At 58.7% G+C, this 19,607-nt stretch carries 19 protein-coding genes; 9 read left to right on the top strand and 10 right to left on the bottom strand.

Annotation, left to right across the window (positions count from 1 at the left end; all coding sequences use genetic code 11):
* Positions 1 to 87: 87 nt before the first annotated feature.
* Positions 88 to 1,281: a 4-hydroxybenzoate 3-monooxygenase gene (gene pobA, locus BN3544_RS02735; protein ID WP_019428640.1), complete on the top strand. Its 1,194-nt coding sequence runs from the start codon at positions 88 to 90 to the stop codon at positions 1,279 to 1,281.
* 130 nt (positions 1,282 to 1,411) lie between these two features.
* On the top strand, positions 1,412 to 2,293 hold the full coding sequence (locus BN3544_RS02730; RefSeq protein WP_019428639.1) for a CoA transferase: 882 nt from the start codon (positions 1,412 to 1,414) through the stop codon (positions 2,291 to 2,293).
* 74 nt (positions 2,294 to 2,367) lie between these two features.
* On the opposite strand, the gene BN3544_RS02725 is transcribed toward BN3544_RS02730, so the two are convergent.
* Entirely contained in the window at positions 2,368 to 2,802 is a 435-nt protein-coding gene (locus BN3544_RS02725) for an Hsp20/alpha crystallin family protein (RefSeq protein WP_019428638.1), read from the bottom strand.
* A gap of 287 nt (positions 2,803 to 3,089) precedes the next feature.
* Here BN3544_RS02725 and BN3544_RS02720 point away from each other — a divergent pair, with 287 nt between their 5' ends.
* Positions 3,090 to 3,731 carry a LemA family protein gene (locus tag BN3544_RS02720; RefSeq protein ID WP_036074674.1) on the top strand — a complete coding sequence of 214 codons (642 nt, stop codon included), beginning with the start codon at positions 3,090 to 3,092 and terminating at the stop codon, positions 3,729 to 3,731.
* Between the two features lie 17 nt (positions 3,732 to 3,748).
* Positions 3,749 to 4,597: a TPM domain-containing protein gene (locus BN3544_RS02715; protein ID WP_026036413.1), complete on the top strand. Its 849-nt coding sequence runs from the start codon at positions 3,749 to 3,751 to the stop codon at positions 4,595 to 4,597.
* Here the strand turns inward: BN3544_RS02715 and BN3544_RS02710 are convergent.
* The 4 genes from BN3544_RS02710 to BN3544_RS02695 all read right to left on the bottom strand — a co-directional run bounded on the left by BN3544_RS02710 (position 4,583) and on the right by BN3544_RS02695 (position 8,303).
* A complete protein-coding gene (locus BN3544_RS02710) occupies positions 4,583 to 5,032 on the bottom strand; it encodes a nuclear transport factor 2 family protein (RefSeq protein ID WP_197409899.1) in 450 nt (149 codons plus the stop codon). The genes BN3544_RS02715 and BN3544_RS02710 overlap by 15 nt on opposite strands.
* 10 nt (positions 5,033 to 5,042) lie before the next feature.
* On the bottom strand, positions 5,043 to 5,795 hold the full coding sequence (locus BN3544_RS02705; protein ID WP_019428634.1) for an alpha/beta fold hydrolase: 753 nt from the start codon (positions 5,793 to 5,795) through the stop codon (positions 5,043 to 5,045).
* 10 nt (positions 5,796 to 5,805) lie between these two features.
* On the bottom strand, positions 5,806 to 6,981 hold the full coding sequence (locus tag BN3544_RS02700; protein ID WP_019428633.1) for an ABC transporter substrate-binding protein: 1,176 nt from the start codon (positions 6,979 to 6,981) through the stop codon (positions 5,806 to 5,808).
* Between the two features lie 77 nt (positions 6,982 to 7,058).
* Positions 7,059 to 8,303, bottom strand: a complete 1,245-nt coding sequence (locus tag BN3544_RS02695; RefSeq protein ID WP_019428632.1) for a LysR substrate-binding domain-containing protein — start codon at positions 8,301 to 8,303, stop codon at positions 7,059 to 7,061.
* Positions 8,304 to 8,500: 197 nt separating this feature from the next.
* Between BN3544_RS02695 and BN3544_RS02690 the strand changes: the two genes are divergently transcribed.
* The gene (locus BN3544_RS02690) at positions 8,501 to 9,064 is read left to right on the top strand and encodes a DNA-3-methyladenine glycosylase I (protein WP_019428631.1); all 564 of its coding nucleotides are present in this window, start codon (positions 8,501 to 8,503) and stop codon (positions 9,062 to 9,064) included.
* Between the two features lie 18 nt (positions 9,065 to 9,082).
* Here the strand turns inward: BN3544_RS02690 and BN3544_RS02685 are convergent, their stop codons facing one another.
* From BN3544_RS02685 to BN3544_RS02675, 3 genes are all read right to left on the bottom strand, one after another.
* The gene (locus BN3544_RS02685) at positions 9,083 to 9,262 is read right to left on the bottom strand and encodes a hypothetical protein (RefSeq protein WP_019428630.1); all 180 of its coding nucleotides are present in this window, start codon (positions 9,260 to 9,262) and stop codon (positions 9,083 to 9,085) included.
* Between the two features lie 87 nt (positions 9,263 to 9,349).
* The gene (gene parC, locus BN3544_RS02680; protein ID WP_019428629.1) at positions 9,350 to 11,722 is read right to left on the bottom strand and encodes a DNA topoisomerase IV subunit A; all 2,373 of its coding nucleotides are present in this window, start codon (positions 11,720 to 11,722) and stop codon (positions 9,350 to 9,352) included.
* A gap of 19 nt (positions 11,723 to 11,741) precedes the next feature.
* Positions 11,742 to 13,754, bottom strand: coding sequence for a DNA topoisomerase IV subunit B (locus BN3544_RS02675; protein ID WP_019428628.1), 2,013 nt, complete (start codon positions 13,752 to 13,754; stop codon positions 11,742 to 11,744).
* A gap of 141 nt (positions 13,755 to 13,895) precedes the next feature.
* On the opposite strand from BN3544_RS02675, the gene BN3544_RS02670 reads away from it, so the two are divergent.
* From BN3544_RS02670 to bamC, 4 genes are all read left to right on the top strand, one after another.
* Positions 13,896 to 15,107 carry an MFS transporter gene (locus tag BN3544_RS02670; protein ID WP_019428627.1) on the top strand — a complete coding sequence of 404 codons (1,212 nt, stop codon included), beginning with the start codon at positions 13,896 to 13,898 and terminating at the stop codon, positions 15,105 to 15,107.
* Positions 15,108 to 15,242: 135 nt separating this feature from the next.
* Complete coding sequence (locus tag BN3544_RS02665) at positions 15,243 to 15,788, top strand: class I SAM-dependent methyltransferase (protein WP_019428625.1); 546 nt, start codon at positions 15,243 to 15,245, stop codon at positions 15,786 to 15,788.
* Between the two features lie 110 nt (positions 15,789 to 15,898).
* Positions 15,899 to 16,795 carry a 4-hydroxy-tetrahydrodipicolinate synthase gene (dapA, locus tag BN3544_RS02660; protein ID WP_019428624.1) on the top strand — a complete coding sequence of 299 codons (897 nt, stop codon included), beginning with the start codon at positions 15,899 to 15,901 and terminating at the stop codon, positions 16,793 to 16,795.
* A gap of 26 nt (positions 16,796 to 16,821) precedes the next feature.
* Complete coding sequence (bamC, locus tag BN3544_RS02655; protein ID WP_231733894.1) at positions 16,822 to 17,931, top strand: outer membrane protein assembly factor BamC; 1,110 nt, start codon at positions 16,822 to 16,824, stop codon at positions 17,929 to 17,931.
* A gap of 136 nt (positions 17,932 to 18,067) precedes the next feature.
* Here the strand turns inward: bamC and BN3544_RS02650 are convergent, their stop codons facing one another.
* Positions 18,068 to 18,250 carry a hypothetical protein gene (locus BN3544_RS02650; protein WP_019428622.1) on the bottom strand — a complete coding sequence of 61 codons (183 nt, stop codon included), beginning with the start codon at positions 18,248 to 18,250 and terminating at the stop codon, positions 18,068 to 18,070.
* 174 nt (positions 18,251 to 18,424) lie between these two features.
* The gene (locus BN3544_RS02645) at positions 18,425 to 19,570 is read right to left on the bottom strand and encodes a JmjC domain-containing protein (RefSeq protein WP_019428621.1); all 1,146 of its coding nucleotides are present in this window, start codon (positions 19,568 to 19,570) and stop codon (positions 18,425 to 18,427) included.
* Between the last annotated feature and the right edge of the window lie 37 nt (positions 19,571 to 19,607).

Genomic DNA, 19,607 nt, shown 5'->3' with positions numbered 1-19,607 from the left:
GTGCAAACTCGAACACTTGCGAGGCGTTAAAACCGACAGGCCGCCTAAGCTTGCTGGCATTGCGTTGACCGACAACAGGAGACACCCATGAGCACCACCCGCACCCAAGTCGCCATCGTTGGCGCTGGCCCCTCTGGCCTGCTACTGGGCCAATTGCTTCACAAAGCGGGCATCGATGCCGTCATCGTTGAGCGCCAAAGCGGCGATTACGTGCTTTCGCGCATTCGTGCAGGCGTGCTGGAACAGGTCAGCATGGACCTGCTGGATGAAGCCGGTGTGGGCCAACGCATGCACCAAGAAGGTCTGCTCCATGGTGGCTTTGACTTGCTGTTCAAGGGCGCACGCCACCGCATCGACATGAACAAGCTCACAGGCGGTAAAAACGTCATGGTCTATGGCCAGACCGAAGTGACCCGTGACTTGATGGACGCTCGCCAAGCGGCAGGTTTGCCCACGGTCTACGAAGCCGAAAACGTCCAGGTGCATGAATTCGACAGCGCAAAACCCCGCGTGACTTACGAAAAAAATGGCCACTTGCACACCATCGAATGCGATTTCATTGCCGGTTGTGACGGTTTCCATGGTGTGTGCCGCGCCAGCGTGCCCAAGGGCTCGATCAAGGAATTCGAAAAGGTCTACCCATTCGGTTGGTTGGGCGTCTTGTCAGACACACCGCCTGTGCACCACGAACTGATTTACGCCAACAGCACCCGAGGCTTTGCCTTGTGCTCGCAGCGCAGCGCCACGCGCAGCCGCTATTACCTGCAAGTGCCACTGACCGACAAGGTCGAGCAATGGTCTGACGACGCGTTCTGGGCCGAATTGCGCAACCGCCTCGACCCCGAAGCCTGCGAGCATTTGGTGACGGGGCCCAGTATCGAGAAAAGCATTGCGCCACTGCGCAGCTTTGTGACCGAGCCCATGCGTTTTGGCCGGATGTTTTTGGCGGGTGATGCCGCCCACATCGTGCCGCCCACAGGGGCCAAAGGCCTGAACCTGGCGGCTACCGATGTGAAATACCTGTCCAATGCCTTCATCGAGTTTTACCAAGACAAGACCGACGCAGGCATTGACACCTATTCAGAGCGCTGCCTGCGACGCATCTGGCGTGCCGAGCGCTTCAGCTGGTGGTTCACCAGTTTGATGCACCACTTTCCAGAAAACGGCGAGATGGGGCAGAAGTTTCAGGACGCGGAACTCGACTACCTGATCAACAGCGAGGCGGGATCACGCACCATCGCTGAAAACTACGTGGGCTTGCCGTTGAACTTTGGCGCTTAAGCCACCTGAAAGCCCGCCATTCAGGGCTTTTCATTTTTAGCAGCAGGCCATCACCGCGGCCGAAAGTTGGCGTGTCACTCTGCCTTGCGCTGCCCCGGCAAGCATTCGCAAGCAGGGGTTCGCTCCTAAAATGCCCAGCACCATGAGCACAAACAAACCCCTGCGCGGCATACGCGTCCTGAGCCTTGCCCTCAACCTGCCGGGCCCTGCTGCACTGATGCGCCTGGCACAAATGGGCGCGAGTTGCACCAAGATCAACCCGCCCTCTGGCGATCCGATGCAGCACTACACAGCCAGCGGCTACGAGCTGCTGCACACAGGCGTCAAGCAAAAAACACTCGACCTCAAAATCGCTGCTGGACAAGCCGCGCTGCACAAGCTGCTGCCCCGAACCGACTTGCTGCTGACCTCGTTTCGCCCCTCGGCCTTGACCAAACTGGGCCTGAGTTGGAAGACCCTGCACAAGCAGTACCCCGCGCTCAGCCTGATCGAAGTGGTCGGTGCCCCCGGCCTGCTGGCCGAGATTCCGGGTCACGATTTAACGTACCAGGCCGAAGTCGGCCTGGTCAATGGCTTGGACCTGCCCCCCAGCCTGTTTGCCGACATGGGCGGCGCACTCATGGCCAGCGAGGCTGCACTCAAGGCCCTGTTGGAGCTCAAGACCACAGGCAAAGGCTCTCGCCACGAAGTGGCATTGTCTGAGGCTGCCGCCTGGCTGGCCCTACCCCGCCAGCTGCGCATGACCACACCCGAGGGTGCGGTGGGTGGTGCGCACGCGGGCTACCGCATCTACGCTTGCAAAAACGGCCGCGTGGCCTTGGCTGCACTGGAACCGCACTTTGCCGCAAGCCTGTGCGAAGCTGCTGGCATCAAGCTGTCGCACCCGGTCAAAGACCTGTTCAAGCCCGCCACACGCCACGCCCTCGAGGCCTTCCTGGCCAGCCAGACACGCGCGCAGCTCGACAAATTGGCAGTGGTCAAAGACATTCCCTTGATGACGCTGCCGCGCTGACACACGCGCGGCATGCGCCATCAAGCGCAGCCCAGCCATCTTGATAACAAACAGCCTGCGCCCGATCGGGGGTGTCAGGCAATTTTGAGCATGCGGCTTTGACCGTTGGGTTTTTTGGGCAGGGTCAATTGCAAAACACCGTCTTCGTATTTGGCAGAAGACGCTGCTTGGTCCACCCCCTCATCCAGCGTGAAGCTGCGCGAGACGCTGCCGTAATAGCGCTCACTGCGGATGAACTTGGCCCCTTCTTTCTGCTCCTTTTCCTTTTTCACTTCGGCACTCACGCACACTTGGTTGCCGTCCACAGACACCTTGATGTCTTCTTTTTTCACGCCGGGAATCTCGGCTTTGACGAAGAAATTTTTGTCATCCTCCGACAGGTCCAGACGCATTTGGGGTTCGCCTTCCATCAGGCGGTAAACGGGGCGCAAGGTAAAGCCTTTGAAGAAATCGTCGCTAAAAGGTTCGCGCAGTTCGCTGAAAGGATTGAATCGGGCAAGGTTGCTCATGGTGTGTTCTCCAATGAATAAGCAGCAGTGACGCTGCATGACAGGTTGAGCGCGGCGCATGAATGCACCGCACCCAGAGCGGATAAGCGATACCCACCCCACAGTCACTGTCGTTTTTTCGGGCGCTCACGTCTGTTGAGCAATGCACACACGAGGGCAGCACAGGCAAGCTGTCTCGCCTGGTGCGCAAGCAGTTGTGTTGAAAAGCGCACGGTGAGCCCAAGTTCAGCCACCTAAGCTGACGAACCCAAACCAAAACCCCACCGTCCCACCGTTCGAGGTCTGCCATGACATCTGTATTTCACCGATGGAGCGCGCTGCTCCTGATGACCGCCACATTGGGCCTGACAGGCTGCGGCTACAACCAGTTTCAAAGCGGCAACGAGCAGGTCAAAGCCAGCTGGTCTGAGGTGCTCAGCCAATACCAGCGCAGGGCCGACCTGATCCCCAATTTGGTCAATGTGGTCAAAGGCCAGGCCAACTTCGAGCAAAACACTTTACAAGCCGTGGTCGAAGCACGCGCCAAAGCCACATCCATTCAGGCCTCGCCCGAACTGGTCAACGATCCACAGGGATTCCAGAAATTCCAGCAGGCTCAAAAAGAACTGTCTGGCAGTTTGTCGCGCTTGCTGGTTGTGGCCGAAAACTACCCCACGCTGCTTGCAAACCAAGGCTTTATAGAACTGCAAGCCCAACTCGAAGGCACAGAAAACCGCATCGCTGTGGCCCGCAACCGTTACATCAAATCCGTTCAGGACTACAACGTGACGGTGCATTCATTCCCCTCCAACTTAACCGCCTGGGCACTCGGCTACAAAGAAAAACCAAACTTCTCGGTGGAGAACGAGCAAGCCATTGCCAAACCACCGAGCGTCAATTTTGGGCCTGCGACCACGCCACAGGCACCCAGCGCCGGTGATTCAAAGTGAGCTTTTGGCGGCGGGCCATGACCGGCTTGTTCTTGCTTAGCGCACTTATGGGTGGGCCGCTTTGCAGCGCCCAAGTCGGACAAAAAGTGCAAGCTGCCGCACAACAAATGCCAGTGCCCCCTTTGACGGGTCATGTCATTGACCAAACCAACACGCTCACACCGGAACAGCAAGACAAAATTGAACAAGCCTTGGCCACATTTGAGGCGCGAAAAGGCAGCCAACTGGCGGTTTTGCTGGTATCGACCACCCAACCCGAAACCGTCGAGCAATATGCGTTGCGCGTGGCAGAGCAATGGCAACTGGGCCGTAAAAAAATAGACGATGGCGCAATTTTGGTGGTCGCCAAGAACGACCGCACCCTGCGCATCGAAGTGGGTTACGGGCTCGAAGGTGCGCTGAACGATGCGACCAGTCAACGGATCATCGACGAAGTCATCACGCCCAAGTTTCGGCAGCAAGACTTTGCGGGCGGCATTTCGGCAGGAGTGCAACGCATGATGGGTGTCATTGATGGCGAACCACTGCCTGCGCCTCTGGGCGGACCATCGAATGAACCGCTGAACGACATCACCTGGATCATCGTGGCAGGCGCTTTGCTGGGCTTTGTCTTGAGGGCTGTGCTGGGACAATTTGCTGGCTCGGTCATGACCGCCGCCATCGTCGGGGCGGTAACCTGGTTCATGATCGGGCTGCTGTCTTTGGCGCTGATCGCGGGGGGCATCACCTTGTTGACCACCTGGATTGGCATTGCCGCCCTGCTGCGAGCCCGCTTGGGTGGCAGAGGCCCAGGTGGCGGGCCGGGTGGTGGTTTCAAAGGCGGTGGTGGCGGGTTTGGGGGCGGCGGCGCATCAGGCCGTTGGTAACCCGGCACGCGCATCCACCTGCAACTCGAACCAGGCTTTGCGATTTTGAATGCGCCAGCCATCGGGCGTGAGGATCAACCGGTCCCGGAACTCACCCACATGGTGCTTGATGTCCGCCAATCGGCCCTCAGGCGCAAGCTCACGGCGTCTGTCGCTGACATAAAGCAGCACTTTGCAAGACGACTCGGCCCAGCCAGAAGGGTCCACCACCACGCGGTGGTTGCACAGCAAATGCTGCGTCATACGGTCCGGATTTTTCAGGGCGTAAGAGGCCAAAATAGCTGCGCGTCCGGCCAATGGCGCACCGCCCGGGCGCTGCAACACAGCGTCTTCGGTGAAGCAATCCACAAAGGCTTCATATTGCTGACCGTCTACCGCCTCGGCTGCGGCGATGATGAGGTGGCGGCAATGGCTCTCGGCTTGCAATAACGCCAAGGCATCCACGTCAAGACTCCCCGACTTCGGGTGCAAAACGATCGCAGCGCGCCAGCCAGCCCAAAAGCGAAGCGGCCACCTCGGCAGGCCGCTCCATCGGCGCCATGTGTCCGGCGTGCTCGATCAAGTCAAGCTGCACCCAAGCGGGAGGCATGATGGCCTGCATGGCTTCGTGCTGGGCGGGCGGTGACCAAGCGTCCTGAGCGCCGCACATCAACAGCGTGGGCACATGCAGGTTGCGCAATACATCCGAGCCATCGGGCCGCGTCAGCAAAGCGCGAATCTGTCGCTCAAAGGTGTCTGCACTCTTGCGCTCAAACATGGCCAGAACGCGCTCGATCAATTCGGCATCACCCAAGAAGTCGGGGTGCACCATGCCGCGCACCCATTGCTGCGCCATGGCACGAACACCTTGTGTTTTGGCGATCTGCAACAAGGCCGTGCGCTTGGCGGCCTCTTCGTCTCCGGCTTGACCTTCAGGTTTGGGCAAAAAGCCCGTGTCCATCAAAGCAAGGCCCCGAACGCGCTCCGGCGCTAACCTGAGCACTTCCAGCGCGACGCGCGCCCCCATAGAATGCCCCGCCAGCAAGAACTGCGCGGGGGCCGAGGCGAGCACCTGGTGGGCCATCTGCGACAAAGAATCCGCACCGGCATGGTCCACCACGGTGCAAACACGATCGGCACCCAAGCACGGAAACAAGGGCGTCCACACGGCGTGGTCGCACATCAAACCCGGCACCAAGAGCAATGGCAAAGCGTTCATAGGTCGATGGTCAGCGCGTTTTGCCAATGTCTTTCACGTCGGTCACGGTTTCAATTTCCTGATTCCACAACTGACCACCCACACGCTCGACACGGCGCACATACATGTTGTGAACCACGTCACGGGTCTGGTTGTCAATGTACATCGGGCCGCGTGGGCTCTCAAACGCTTGCCCTTTCATGGCATTCAGCAGCGCTTCACCGCCAGCGCCTTTGGTGGTTTTGGCGGCTTCATAAATCACGCGCATGCCGTCATAAGCGCCGACCGCCATGAAGTTCGGGCGCAGACCGTTGTTGGCCTTGCCAAAAGCCTCAACAAACTTCTTGTTCAGAGCCGATTTGTGCGAGGCTGAGTAATGGTGCGCGGTCACCACGCCCACGGCCACATCGCCCATGTTGTTCAAGATGTCATCGTCGGTCACGCTGCCTTCGGCAATCAGGCGAATGCCCGCCTTGTCCAGGCCACGCTCGGCAAACTGCTTCATCAAAGCCGAACCCACACCCGCGGGCACAAAGGTAAACAAGGCATCGGGCTTGGCATCGCGCACCTTTTGCAAGAACGGCGCGAAATCCGGGCTGCGCAAAGGCACGCGCAAGGTTTCAATCACCACACCGCCGTTGTTGATGAAGCGCTGGTTGAAGTACTTTTCAGAGTCAATGCCCGGTGCATAGTCGGTCACCAGACTGACGACTTTCTTGATATTGTTCTTGGTGGCCCAATCGGCCAGCGTGGTCACCACCTGGGGCACCGTGAAGCTGGTGCGCACAATAAAAGGCGATGCTTCGGTGATGACGGAGGTGGCAGCAGCCATGACCACCAGCGGTGTTTTGGACTGCGTGGCCACAGGCGCCGTGGCCATGGCCAAAGGCGTCAAACCAAAACCAGCCAGCACTTGCACTTTGTCGTTGATGACCAGTTCCTGCGCAATGCGCTTGGTCACATCGGGTGCGCCTGTGTCGTCTTTGACGATCAACACCACCTTGCGGCCAGCCACCGTGTCGCCGTGCTGCGCCATGTACAAACGCACGGCCAACTCCATTTGCTTGCCCGTAGAGGCAAATGGCCCGGACATGGGCAAGACCAGACCGATCTTGAAAGTGTTGTCCTGCGCTTGCGCCTGCACCAAGCCTGTCACGGCACTCAGCGCCAGACCCGCGATCGAACCCAATATCAAGCGTTTTTTCATGTGTGTCTCCTGTGGAATAAGCTATCAGCCATGATTGGGCACGCGCCCACAAGCGTCCAATGCTATTCAGGAAGAGGCTATGCGTTTGACTTATTTAAAGGGTTTTCACCGACCATCTCGCAGGCCACCCGGCGACAGGCCTCCAGCAAAGCCTGCATGCCCGGTGTCAGCAAAATGCCCGAGCGACGAATGAGGCCGATGGTGCGGTCTGCATTGGGCACAGCCAAGGGCAAAACCACCAGCAAACCCGCTTGAATTTCGCTTTGAATTTGACGCGGTGACATCATGGCCAGACGGTCACTTTGCAACAACAAAGACTGCATCATCAATGCGCTGTTGACCCTCAACTGGGTTGCAGGTAAAGACAAACCACCCTGCGCCAAAGTGCGCTCAAACACTGTCTGCGCCGGGGTGTTGGGCATGGGCATGATCCATTGCGCCTGGGCCAAGTGTTGCCATGACAACTGCTGGCGCAAAGCCAAAGGGTGACCCGCCCGCACGACCACTGCCAAACCATCGACAAAGAGGGTTTCCTGCATCAGGCCCTGGACAGCAAAGTCTGGCCGCAACGCGCCCACGATCAAATCAATCTCGGCATCACGCAGTTTGGCAATCAACGCATCGTAGGTGCCATCCACCACCGTGACCTGCAAACCCGGCAAGTCCTGCATGACACGGTTGACCGCCACCGGCAACAAAGGCCCCACAGAAAACGGCAAGGTGCCAATGGCCAGCCGCCCCGCCACTTGGCCAGACAAGGCGGCCAACACCTCGTCAGCTTGCGCCAGTTCAGCGTCAAACAACTTGCAGCCATGGATCACCTGGGCACCCAACTCCGTCATGCGCAAGCCATGCTGGCGACTGCGCGTGAACAGTTTTTTGCCACTGAAATGCTCCGCCTGCACCAGACTCTGGTGAACCGCCGACTGGCTCACCCCCAACTGCCCGGCGGTCACCGTCTCAGAACCCGTGACCGCCAGTGACATGAGCACCCGCAAATGCCGCAATCCCACGCCAGAGGCGAACCGACAAGTCATCCAGTCCGGCCCCTCGGTCACGCCCGCTTTGGAGGCCGATGCAATGGCCAGATATTGAAAAGCACGAACGCAACGCTGCAGCAACTCGGCCCATGGCGGCGTGACACTCATGCCCTGGGCTGAGCGGTCAAACACCACCTGCCGCAAAACGTCTTCGAGCGACTGAACAGCCCGCGTGACAGACGACTGCGACACATGCAGCGCCTGCGCCGCGCCAATGCTGCTACCGGTCAATGACACTGCGCACGCTGCGCGCAGAGATTTCAGTTGATCGACCAGGGCCATGGCTTTCCTTGCGCGTGGGCATGAGCCCGAAACAGAGTCTATTCATGTGCATTATCCAAAAGTGCAACGTCAACAGCCCAAACATAATGGGTACCCTCATCAATGCCATATTTGAAAGAGGCTCCGTCCACAAGCGATTGAGTCCTTCCAGGGAGACTGGCGCTCTGGCTACACTGGCCAACGTCCAAAGGAGTTGTATGCAGCGTTGCCCCTGGTGCGAAGGCTTTGACCTGTACCGTCACTACCACGACACCGAATGGGGCGTGCCCCAGCGTGACGATCGCGCCCTGTTCGAGTTGATCAACCTGGAGGGCGCACAAGCCGGGCTGTCGTGGTCCACGGTGCTGAAAAAACGCGAAACCTACCGCGCCGCCTTTGACCAGTTTGACCCCGAAAAAATAGCCCGCTATGACGCCGCTAAAGTGGCCGAATTGCTGGCCGATCCGGGCATCGTGCGCAACCGTCTCAAGGTCGCCGCCACTATCGGCAACGCCCAAGCCTATCTCGCCCTGCAATCCAAGGGCCAAAACTTTGGCCAGTTCGTCTGGCAATTTGTCGGTGGCGAGCCCTTACAACACGGGCGCAAAAGCATGGCCGAAGTGCCCGCCCAAACCACCGAGTCCGACACCATGAGCAAAGCCCTGAAAAAGGCCGGCTTCAAATTCGTCGGCACCACCATTTGCTACGCCTTCATGCAAGCATCAGGCATGGTCAACGACCACCTGGTCAGCTGCCATCGGCACGCACCACTGGCCAAGTGAGGGATTCGGGCGTTCAGATCAACGCCCGTCACTTCCGCCATCAAGACCCTTCACCCCAACCTCAAAAAAGCCACAGAACGTCAAATTAGTCACCCCAACCACAAAGCGCATCATCGGAAAATCAAAGTCAGTCACCGCAACATCAAAGACAGTTACCGCAACATCAAAGTCAGTCACCGCAACATCAAAGTCAGTCACCGCAACATCAAGTTTGTCACCCCCGACTTGATCGGGGGTCCATCACTTAATTTGTCGTCCAAGAACTCTGCCTTGGTTCTGTATCCATCACTCGACCCGAGTCACCCGACTCGGCTTAAAGCCCAGATCTGCCACGCGCCCCTTCTTGGCCCGCGCGGCTTTGGCGTTGTTCAGGCTGCGGATTTCCAGCGTTTCTTCGCGCGCCTTGCCGCCACGGCCAATGCCTGCAATCTTGACGCTGCGGGTGTAGGCCGCTGCACCCGCCAAGCTGTCTTTGGCTTCGAGGTCGATCAGCATCAAGCCCCGGCCGCCTTTTTCCATGGTTTTGAGTTCGCTGATCTCAAACGTCAACACCCGGCCGCCCGCGCTGGCACAGCAGACGCTGGACGCCGCTGCCATGGCTTGTTTGTCGCCAGGCACTGTGGCGCTGGAGCCGCTGACATGGCTTGGGGCGCAAACGGTTTCGCCATCGCCTAGGCTGAAGAAGGCTTTGCCCGCCTTGTTGCGCGAAATCATGTTCTCGACCGAGGCCATAAAGCCATAGCCGCCGGAGCCGCTCAGCAGCAACGTGGCGTTGGCCGGGCCTGCAAAGTAGTGGGCGATTTGAGTGGTGGGTTCCAGCTCAATGAGCGTGGTCACGGGCTGGCCGTCGCCACGGGCACCGGGCAAAGTGGCCACGGGCACGCTGTAAATGCGGCCATTGCTGCCAAAGATCAGCAGCGTGTCCACCGTGCGGCATTCAAAGGTGCCGTACAGGCCGTCGCCCGCCTTGAAGGCAAAGCTGGTGGCGTCGTGGCCGTGGCCGGTGCGGGCGCGCACCCAGCCTTTTTCAGACACAACCACCGTCACCGGTTCGTCCACCACCTTGACTTCGGCCACAGCTTTTTTCTCTTCCTGGATCAGCGTGCGGCGCGGGTCGGCAAAGGTCTTGGCGTCGGCTTCGATCTCCTTGATCATCAGGCGGCGCAGCGCGGCAGGGCTGCCCAAAATCTCGTCGAGCTTGCCCTGCTCTTCGCGCAGCTCGCTCAACTCCTGCTCGATCTTGATGGCCTCCAAGCGGGCCAGTTGGCGCAGGCGAATCTCCAGAATGTCTTCGGCCTGGCGGTCGCTGAGTTGGAAGGCCTCGATCAGCGCGGGCTTGGGCTCGTCGCTGTGGCGGATGATGCGGATCACCTCGTCGATGTTGAGCAGCACCAACTGGCGGCCTTCCAGAATGTGAATGCGGTCGAGCACTTTGTTCAAGCGGTGCTGGCTGCGGCGGGTGATGGTGGTCTGGCGGAAGCTGATCCACTCCACCAGCATCTGACGCAGCGACTTCTGGATCGGCTTGCCGTCGATGCCCACCGAAGTCATGTTGATCGGTGCCGAGGTTTCCAGGCTGGTGTGGGCCAGCAAGGCGGTGATGAGTTCTTGCTGTTCGATGCGGCTGGTCTTGGGCTCGAACACCAGGCGCACGGCGGCGTCTTTGCTCGATTCGTCACGCACCACATCCAGCACCGCCAGCATGCTGGCCTTGAGCTGCATCTGGTCGGTGCTGAGCGCCTTTTTGCCGGCCTTGACCTTGGGGTTGGTGAGTTCTTCGATCTCTTCCAACACACGTTGCGAGCTGACGCCTTGCGGCAACTCGGTCACCACCAATTGCCACTGGCCACGGGCCAGCTCTTCGAGCTTCCAGCGGGCACGCACTTTCAGGCTGCCACGCCCCGTGCGGTAGGCGTCGGCAATGTCGCTGGCCGGGCTGATGATCTGGCCGCCGCCCGGGTAGTCGGGGCCGGGGATGATGGCCATCAACTCGCTGTCGCTCAACTTGTCGTTTTTGATCAAGGCCACGCAGGCATCGGCCACTTCGCGCAAGTTGTGGCTGGGGATCTCGGTGGCCAGGCCCACGGCGATGCCGCTGGCCCCATTGAGCAGGCTGAACGGCAAGCGGGCGGGCAACTGGCGCGGCTCTTCGGTCGAGCCGTCGTAATTGGGAATGAAGTCCACCGTGCCCATGTCAATCTCGTCGAGCAACAAGCTGGTGATGCGCGACAAGCGCGCTTCGGTGTAACGCATGGCCGCCGCACCATCGCCGTCGCGTGAACCAAAGTTGCCCTGCCCGTCGATCAGCGGGTAGCGTTGCGAAAAGTCTTGCGCCATGCGCACCAACGCGTCATACGCCGCTGTGTCGCCGTGCGGGTGGTAACGGCCGAGTACATCGCCCACCACGCGGGCACTTTTGACGGGCTTGGCGGCGGTGTTGTTGTTCGGGCCGCTGTAGGATAGGCCCATGCGGTCCATCGAATACAAAATGCGCCGCTGCACCGGCTTTTGGCCGTCGCACACATCGGGCAAGGCACGGCCTTTGACGACCGACAACGCGTATTCCAGGTAGGCGCGCTGGGCGTAAGCGCCCAGGTGGTCGCCTTCGGGGGCGGTGTCGGTTGCCGCAGTTTCAGGGGGGAGTAAATCAAAGGTCATGTTTCAATTCCGGTGCGGCTCAGACATCGATTTCGATGCTGTCACCGTGCAGCTCCATCAGCTCGCGTCGGGCAGCGGCTTCGCCTTTGCCCATCAACTGCATCATCAGGTTTTCGGTGCCCGCGTTGTCCAGCGGTCCCAGCTCGATGGGCAGTAGGCGGCGCGTGTCGGGGTTGAGCGTGGTGTCCCACAGTTGCTCGGCGCTCATCTCGCCCAAGCCCTTGAAGCGGCTGATGCTCCAGCCGCCTTCTTTCACGCCGTCTTTGCGCAGCTTGTCGATGATGGCGGTCAACTCACCGTCGTCCAGCGCATAGGCTTTGGATGCCGGTTTTTTGCCGCGTGCGGGTGCATCGACCCGAAACAGCGGGGGCCGCGCCACATACAAATGGCCCGTCTCTATCAGCTTGGGGAAATGACGGAAAAACAGCGTCAGCAGCAGCACCTGGATGTGCGAGCCGTCCACGTCCGCGTCCGACAAAATGCAGACCTTGCCGTAGCGCAGATTGCTCATGTCGGGGTTGTCATTCGGCCCGTGCGGGTCCACGCCAATGGCGACTGAAATGTCGTGGATTTCGTTGTTGGCAAACAAGCGGTCGCGGTCCACTTCCCAGGTGTTGAGCACCTTGCCGCGCAGGGGCAAGATGGCTTGACATTCTTTGTTACGGCCCATTTTGGCGCTGCCCCCGGCCGAATCGCCCTCGACCAAGAACACCTCGTTGTGCAAGATGTCTTTGCTCTCGCAATCGGTCAGTTTGCCGGGCAGCACGGCCACGCCGGAGCTCTTGCGTTTTTCAACCTTTTGGCCCGCTTTTTGGCGTGACTGGGCGGCTTTGATCGCGAGTTCGGCCAGCTTTTTGCCGTAGTCCACATGCTCGTTCAGCCAGAGCTCGAGCGCTGGCCGCACAAAGCTGGACACCAGCCGCACCGCGTCGCGCGAGTTAAGGCGCTCTTTGATCTGCCCCTGAAACTGCGGGTCGAGCACTTTGGCGCTCAGCACATAGCTGGCACGGGCGAACACGTCTTCGGGCATGAGCTTGACGCCTTTAGGCAGCAGGCCATGCAGCTCGATGAAGCTTTTGACGGCGGTGAACAAGCCGTCGCGCAAACCACTGTCGTGCGTGCCGCCTGCGCTGGTGGGGATCAGGTTGACGTAGCTCTCGCGCACCGGCGCGCCGTCTTCGGTGAAGGCCACGGCCCACGTAGCGCCCTCGCCTTCGGCAAAGCTGTCGTGTTGGGCATCGGCAAAGCCTTCGCCCTCGAACAACGGGATCACCGGGTCGCCATTCAGGGTTTGCGTCAGGTAGTCGCGCAGTCCGGCTTTGTATTGCCACTGCTGGGTTTCTTTGGTTTTCTCGTTGACTAAGGTCACCGTCACGCCCGGCATGAGCACGGCTTTACTGCGCAGCAGGTGCGTCAGCTCATTCATGGGCAGGGCGCTGGATTCGAAATATTTGGCGTCGGGCCAGGCACGCACCGTGGTGCCCTGTTTTCGGTCTCGGGGCACGTCTCCCAAGCCGCCACGGTCACCCTCATTGGCCAGTCGAGTCACCAGGGGCTCGATCACGTCGCCTACCGAGAAAGCGAGAGTGGCCACTTTGCCTTCGCGGTAGCTGGTGGCTTCCAGTCGCTTGGACAAAGCATTGGTCACGCTCACGCCAACGCCGTGCAAGCCGCCCGAAAAGCTATACGCACCGCCCTTGCCCTTGTCAAATTTGCCGCCCGCGTGCAATCGCGTGAAGACCAGCTCGATCACGGGGGCGTTTTCTTCAGGATGCAAGCCGAACGGAATACCCCGACCATCGTCCTCGATGGTGACCGAGCCATCGGCGTGCAGGATGACTTTGATCTTTTTGCCGTAACCGGCCAGCGCCTCGTCGGCGGCGTTGTCCAACACTTCTTGAATGATGTGCAGGGGGTTGTCGGTGCGGGTGTACATGCCCGGACGTTGCTTAACGGGCTCCAGACCCTTGAGCACACGGATCGAGCCCTCAGAGTACTCGTTGGATGTTTTGACAGTAGATTGGGTGGCCATGGTGGCGGATTGTAGTGGGATTTATGCCGGATTACTGGATACAACAACAGTGTCGTATTGCCTTTGCGCGCAGAAGTCCTGCCCACGAATGACTGCATTTGCGAGACAAGCAAGCCGGGCGGCATTGGTTAAAGTCAGGGGATGCAACACAAACCACTTTCCCTGTTTCAAGTGCTGGCCTGCGGCGCGGCCATCGTCACGCTGTCCATGGGCATTCGCCACGGCTTTGGCCTGTGGCTGCAACCCATCACCCAGGCACAAGGCTGGGGCCGTCAAGAGTTCGGCTTCGCCATGGCCATCCAGAACCTGTCTTGGGGTTTCATGGGGATTTTTGCGGGCATGGTGGCCGACAGGTTTGGCGCATTCCGCGTGATTGCTGTGGGAGCCTTGATTTACGGCATTGGCCTTTTAGGCATGTCTTGGGCCACCGACCCGTGGGTGTTTGCCTTGTTCACCGGGGTGATCATCGGCACCGCACAAGCTGGCACGACTTACGCCGTGATTTACGGCGTAATCGGACGCAACGTTCCGCCAGAACGCCGCTCGTGGGCCATGGGCGTGGCGGCTGCGGCGGGCAGTTTTGGCCAATTTTTGATGGTGCCGGTAGAAGGACTCTTGATCAGCCAGATGGGCTGGCAGACGGCTCTGGTCATATTGGCCGCAGCGGCCATGCTGATCATTCCTTTGGCTTGGGGTCTGCGCGAACCGGCTTTGAATGCACCAGGCCAGGTCAGACGCGACCAGACCATTGCGCAGGCTCTGAAAGAAGCTTTTAAATACCCCAGTTTTCAACTGCTGATGGCGGGCTATTTTGTCTGCGGCTTTCAGGTGGTGTTCATTGGCGTGCACATGCCCAGCTACCTGAAAGATCATGGCCTGGCGCCTCAGGTAGCCAGTTATGCATTGGCCTTGATCGGTCTGTTCAACGTGTTTGGTACCTACATTGCGGGCACGTTGGGCCAGAAAATGGCCAAGAAAAAGATCCTGGCGTTCATTTACGCAGCCCGCTCGGTGGCCATCGTTCTGTTCTTGATCGCCCCGCTCACGCCCACCAGCGTTTACATTTTTTCGTCTGTCATGGGCTTGTTGTGGCTGTCTACCGTGCCGCCCACCAACGCGGCAGTGGCCCAGATTTTTGGCATTTCTCACCTCTCCATGCTCAGCGGCTTTGTCTTTTTCAGCCACCAGATCGGCTCGTTCATGGGTGTGTGGCTGGGCGGTTACTTGTATGACAAGACAGGCAGCTACGACATCGTCTGGTACTTGGCCATTGCCTTGGGCGTCTTTGCCGCATTGGTGAATTTGCCGGTGCGCGAAAGTCCGATCCAGCGCCATGCCCCCAAAGCAGCATGACCACCCGACTCAAAACCCTGTTGTTGTTAGCGGCGGTGCTGGGCCTGACGTTTTGGCTCTATGCCAAACCCGATGTCGTCATCATGCTGTCCGAACAGCTGTGGTCTTGTTTCTGATTTTCTGAGATCTCAACTTATGCACGGAACCGAAAACCCTTCTGCTTGGCTGCAACGCTGGGCCCATTTGATCGCTCCTGGCAGCCGTGTGCTCGATGTCGCTTGCGGCGCAGGCCGCCACATGCGCTGGTTGGCCACGCAAGGCCACGCGGTGCAAGGCGTAGACCGTAACCCCGATGCTGTGGCGTTGGCACAGGCTTTTGGCGAGGTCACTTGCGCGGACATCGAGAACGGCCCTTGGCCCTTCGCTGGACAAACTTTTGGCTGTGTTGTGGTGACCCATTACCTCTGGCGTCCGTTGCTGCCCACCATCGTGCAGGCCGTGGCCCCGGGTGGCGTGCTGATTTACGAAACCTTTGCCGCTGGCAACGAAATCGTGGGAAAGCCCTCTCGCCCAGACTTTTTGCTGCAACCGGGCGAGCTGTTACGGGCCACCGAAAGCTTGCGAACCGTGGCCTATGAGGACGGCTTTGAGCCATCACCCGACCGATTTGTGCAGCGGATTGCCGCAGTGCGGCTTGGGCACCAGGCCGATGTGCCCCGCTTGCCTTTGCGGGCAGACTGAGTTGAAGTCGGGTTTTTCCCGTCACATCGGGTGACATTCACCCGACTCGGGGGTCATAAATCGAGTCTGCAATCGTTAGAATGGGTTTTTTCTGTTCAGAAGCACCTGACATGACCACCGAATTTCGCCCCATCAAAGGCAGCATCCCTGCCCTGATTACCCCCATGCTCGAAGACGGCAAAGTGGACTATGCCGCTTTGCGAAAATTGATCGATTGGCATGTGGCCGAAGGGACTGATTGCATTGGCGTGGTTGGCACCACGGGCGAATCGCCCACGGTCACGGTCGACGAGCACTGCGAAATCATCCGCGTGTCGGTCGAACAAGCCGCTGGTCGCGTACCGATCATGGCCGGATGCGGTGCCAACTCCACCGCCGAAGCCATCGAGTTGGCCAAATTCGCCAAAAAAGTTGGGGCCGACTGTCAGTTGCAAGTGGTGCCTTACTACAACAAACCCACACAAGAAGGCCAGTACCGGCATTTCCGCGCGATTGCCGAAGCCACGCCCGACTTGCCCGTGATTTTGTACAACGTGCCCGGCCGCTCGGTGGCCGATATGCAGCACGACACCGTGTTGCGCCTGGCGCAAGTGCCCGGCATTGTGGGCATCAAGGAAGCCACCGGCAACATCGAACGCGCCCAGTGGCTGATCCGCGATCTGCCCAAAGATTTTGCCGTTTACTCCGGCGATGACCCGACCGCTGTGGCCCTGATGCTGTGCGGCGGTGCTGGCAACATCAGCGTGACCGCCAACGTGGCCCCGCGCCTGATGCACGAACTGTGCATGGCGGCCATCCGTGGTGACATCAAAGAAGCCATGCGCATTCAGTTTTTGCTGATGCCTGTGCACAAAAACCTGTTTGTCGAAGCCAACCCGATCCCCGTCAAATGGGCCATGAACCGCATGGGCCTGAGCGGCCCTACTTTGCGTTTGCCCATGACCGAGCTGTCTGAATCACAGCAGCCTGCTGTTGAGGCAGCGCTCAAGGCCAGCGGCCTGATTTGATTTCCACCTAAGGATTGCTTGTGAAATTGTCCCATCGCTCTACGTCTTGTCTCACCGTTCAGCGCACGGCCGTTATCGCGGCCTTGACCATTTTGGTCAGCGCTTGTTCCATTCTTGAGGAAGACAAGGTTGACTACAAAAGCGCTGCCAAAGCCCCCACACTCGAGATCCCACCCGACCTCAGCCAACTGCGCAAAGAATCGCGTTACGCACTTGAAAGCAACTCCGCAACCGCTTCGGGCTTCCAAAGCGCAAGCTCGCGCGTTGTTGATGCAGGCACCGCAGCCAACAAGTTAGGCGATGTGCGGATGGAGCGCCAAGGCAACCAACGCTGGTTGGTGGTGGCACGCCCAGCCGACCAAGTTTGGGACCCCCTGAAAGAGTTCTGGACCAGCAACGGTTTTGTTCTGGTCACCGACTCGCCAGACGTGGGCATTATGGAAACCGATTGGGCCGAAAACCGGGCCAAAATTCCGCAAGACATCATTCGCAAGACGCTGGGCAAAGTGCTCGATTCACTCTACTCCTCTGGTGAACGCGACAAATTTCGCACACGGGTAGAGCGCAATTCCCAAGGTGGCGTAGAGATTTACATCACCCACCGCGGCATGGTCGAGAACTACACCACAGCACAAAAAGAACAAACCGTCTGGCAACCCCGCGCCAGCGATGCCGAGCTCGAAATCGAATTTTTGCGTCGCCTGATGGTGAAACTGGGTGCCTCAACCGAATCTGCCAAAGCCGCCAGCGCCAATGCAGCGCCCATTGCCTTGGCCAACGTCAGCACGTTGAACGGACAACCCGTCATCCAAATCAGCGACACACTGGACCGCGCATGGCGCCGCACAGGCGTGGCACTTGACCGTACCGGCTTCACAGTCGAAGACCGCGACCGGACCAAAGGTGTTTATTTTGTCCGTTATGTGGCACCGGGGACGAGCGATAACAAAGAACCAGGTTTCTTTGCCCGCATGTTCAGCAGCAAAAAAGAGGTGCCGGCATTGTCACGCTACCGCATCACTTTGACTGAGAAAGACAATGTGAGTATCGTTAGCGTGCTCGATGCCAATGGCCAAGCCGAAACCTCGGGCAATGCCGAACGCATTTTGAAGTTGCTGGCCAACGAACTGCGCTGATCTCATAAGGCAGGCCAACCAAGGCCTGCAGTGCCCCGACCGCCATTTATGGTGACAGGCTACAAACCATAAAAAAACCCCGCAATGCGGGGTTTTTTTATGCATTCCCGGAAAAAACCGGGAAAGCGCTAAGCAATTACTTGGCAGCAGAAGCGTCAGCAGCTGGAGCAGCAGGAGCGGCTGGGGCAGCAGAAGCGTCAGCAGCTGGAGCAACGGCAGCAGGAGCTGGAACAGCTGGAGCAGCGGCTTCTTCTTTTTTGCCGCAAGCGGACAAAGCAGCAGCAGCGATGATGGCAGCCAAAACGAGGGACTTGTTCATGATGATTTTCCTTATAGGGGTTGAAAACAATTTCCGGAAATTGTCAAAGCAAATTCAAAGCTTGCTTGGACCGAGACAAAAGCACTCGAGCTCTTTTGTACTCAGCTTTAAATTATAGCGTTTTCCCTAGGACCTCGCACAACACAAGTCACAAAGCTGACGCGAAACCTTCAATCAGGCCTTTTGTGCGGGAAAATCCTCTAGGGGTTTTAACCAATCTGCAGACATCCAATCCAGTAGGGCCTCTTGAGCCGCTTCACTCAAGTTGGCGCACGAAGACGCTGAAAGCGAGCGGTTATCAGCCAGTTGACGCAAGAAACGAGCATCTTTGCCGCCCACGCGGAAACTTTCTCCATTGATAAAGACATGCCGATCGTCGTACATCATTTTGGTGCGCCGATCCAATTGCACGCCCAGCGACAGATCAGAAGCCGCTTCTGCCCCGTCAAACCAGACATTTGATTTCGGTTCGGTCAAATATTCACCCAACAAACTGTGTAGCAAATGTGGGTCTTTCAACGCTTTATCAAGCACTTGGCGGGCGAAGCCAGCCAATGACTGCGGAATAGCCGCTGGTGACGACACCGCCAGTTGTTTGGGGTCGCGGTACAAACCATCGCCCACCCCCTCAAACGCCTCATCTGCCAGACCCAGCAAAAGCTCTCGGGCCAGCTCGCCTTCTTGCGGTGCGCGAAAGCCGATCGACCAGGTCATGCACTCGCCCTCGGCCACGCCGTCGTGCGCGTATTTGGGTGGCAGGTACAGCATATCGCCGGGGTTGAGAACGAACTCTTCTTCGGCTTCAAAATTTTGCAAAATTTTGAGCGGCACACCCGTTTGCAAGCTCAGGTCTTGTTGACGGCCGATGCGCCAGCGTCGCTGCCCATGGGCTTGCAGCAAAAACACGTCATAGCTGTCAAAGTGCGGGCCCACGCCGCCGCCATCGGTGGCATAGCTGATCATCAAATCGTCGAGTCGCGCGTCGGGCACGAAGCGAAACTGCCGCATCAACGCGTGGACACCGTCGTGGTGCAAGTCAACGCCCTGCACCAAGAAGGTCCATTTTTTTTGACTGAACGGGGGCAGACTGCGTTTGAGCAAGGGGCCGTGCTTCATCTTCCAGCCCTTGTCCGAATCCACAATCAGACGCGACTCAACGCCCTCTTGCGCAGCCAGTGCCACCAACTCGGAACGCCCGACGCAGGGAATAAAACCGGGGATGGCATTGCGCACCAAGAGTGGCTTTTTTTGCCAATGGCGCTTCATGAATTGGCTGGCCGTCAAACCGCCCAACAAAGCCAAGGGTTGTTCTATGTTCATCTCGGGTTCTCGCATCTCAATGCCAAAGCGGCCAAAA

Origin of the sequence: Limnohabitans sp. Rim47 (genome assembly GCF_001517545.1) — a bacterium.
GTDB lineage: Bacteria > Pseudomonadota > Gammaproteobacteria > Burkholderiales > Burkholderiaceae_C > Limnohabitans_A.
This window is presented reverse-complemented; position numbering and strand designations above follow the sequence as displayed.

What these genes read in the sequence shown, in the direction of transcription:
- pobA (WP_019428640.1), top strand. Translation starts at nt 88, where the DNA reads ATGAGCACCACCCGCACCCAAGTCGCCATCGTTGGCGCTGGCCCCTCT.
- BN3544_RS02730 (WP_019428639.1), top strand. Translation starts at nt 1,412, where the DNA reads ATGCCCAGCACCATGAGCACAAACAAACCCCTGCGCGGCATACGCGTC.
- BN3544_RS02725 (WP_019428638.1), bottom strand. Translation starts at nt 2,802, where the DNA reads ATGAGCAACCTTGCCCGATTCAATCCTTTCAGCGAACTGCGCGAACCT.
- BN3544_RS02720 (WP_036074674.1), top strand. Translation starts at nt 3,090, where the DNA reads ATGACATCTGTATTTCACCGATGGAGCGCGCTGCTCCTGATGACCGCC.
- BN3544_RS02715 (WP_026036413.1), top strand. Translation starts at nt 3,749, where the DNA reads ATGACCGGCTTGTTCTTGCTTAGCGCACTTATGGGTGGGCCGCTTTGC.
- BN3544_RS02705 (WP_019428634.1), bottom strand. Translation starts at nt 5,795, where the DNA reads ATGAACGCTTTGCCATTGCTCTTGGTGCCGGGTTTGATGTGCGACCAC.
- BN3544_RS02700 (WP_019428633.1), bottom strand. Translation starts at nt 6,981, where the DNA reads ATGAAAAAACGCTTGATATTGGGTTCGATCGCGGGTCTGGCGCTGAGT.
- BN3544_RS02695 (WP_019428632.1), bottom strand. Translation starts at nt 8,303, where the DNA reads ATGGCCCTGGTCGATCAACTGAAATCTCTGCGCGCAGCGTGCGCAGTG.
- BN3544_RS02690 (WP_019428631.1), top strand. Translation starts at nt 8,501, where the DNA reads ATGCAGCGTTGCCCCTGGTGCGAAGGCTTTGACCTGTACCGTCACTAC.
- parC (WP_019428629.1), bottom strand. Translation starts at nt 11,722, where the DNA reads ATGACCTTTGATTTACTCCCCCCTGAAACTGCGGCAACCGACACCGCC.
- BN3544_RS02675 (WP_019428628.1), bottom strand. Translation starts at nt 13,754, where the DNA reads ATGGCCACCCAATCTACTGTCAAAACATCCAACGAGTACTCTGAGGGC.
- BN3544_RS02670 (WP_019428627.1), top strand. Translation starts at nt 13,896, where the DNA reads ATGCAACACAAACCACTTTCCCTGTTTCAAGTGCTGGCCTGCGGCGCG.
- BN3544_RS02665 (WP_019428625.1), top strand. Translation starts at nt 15,243, where the DNA reads ATGCACGGAACCGAAAACCCTTCTGCTTGGCTGCAACGCTGGGCCCAT.
- dapA (WP_019428624.1), top strand. Translation starts at nt 15,899, where the DNA reads ATGACCACCGAATTTCGCCCCATCAAAGGCAGCATCCCTGCCCTGATT.
- BN3544_RS02650 (WP_019428622.1), bottom strand. Translation starts at nt 18,250, where the DNA reads ATGAACAAGTCCCTCGTTTTGGCTGCCATCATCGCTGCTGCTGCTTTG.
- BN3544_RS02645 (WP_019428621.1), bottom strand. Translation starts at nt 19,570, where the DNA reads ATGAACATAGAACAACCCTTGGCTTTGTTGGGCGGTTTGACGGCCAGC.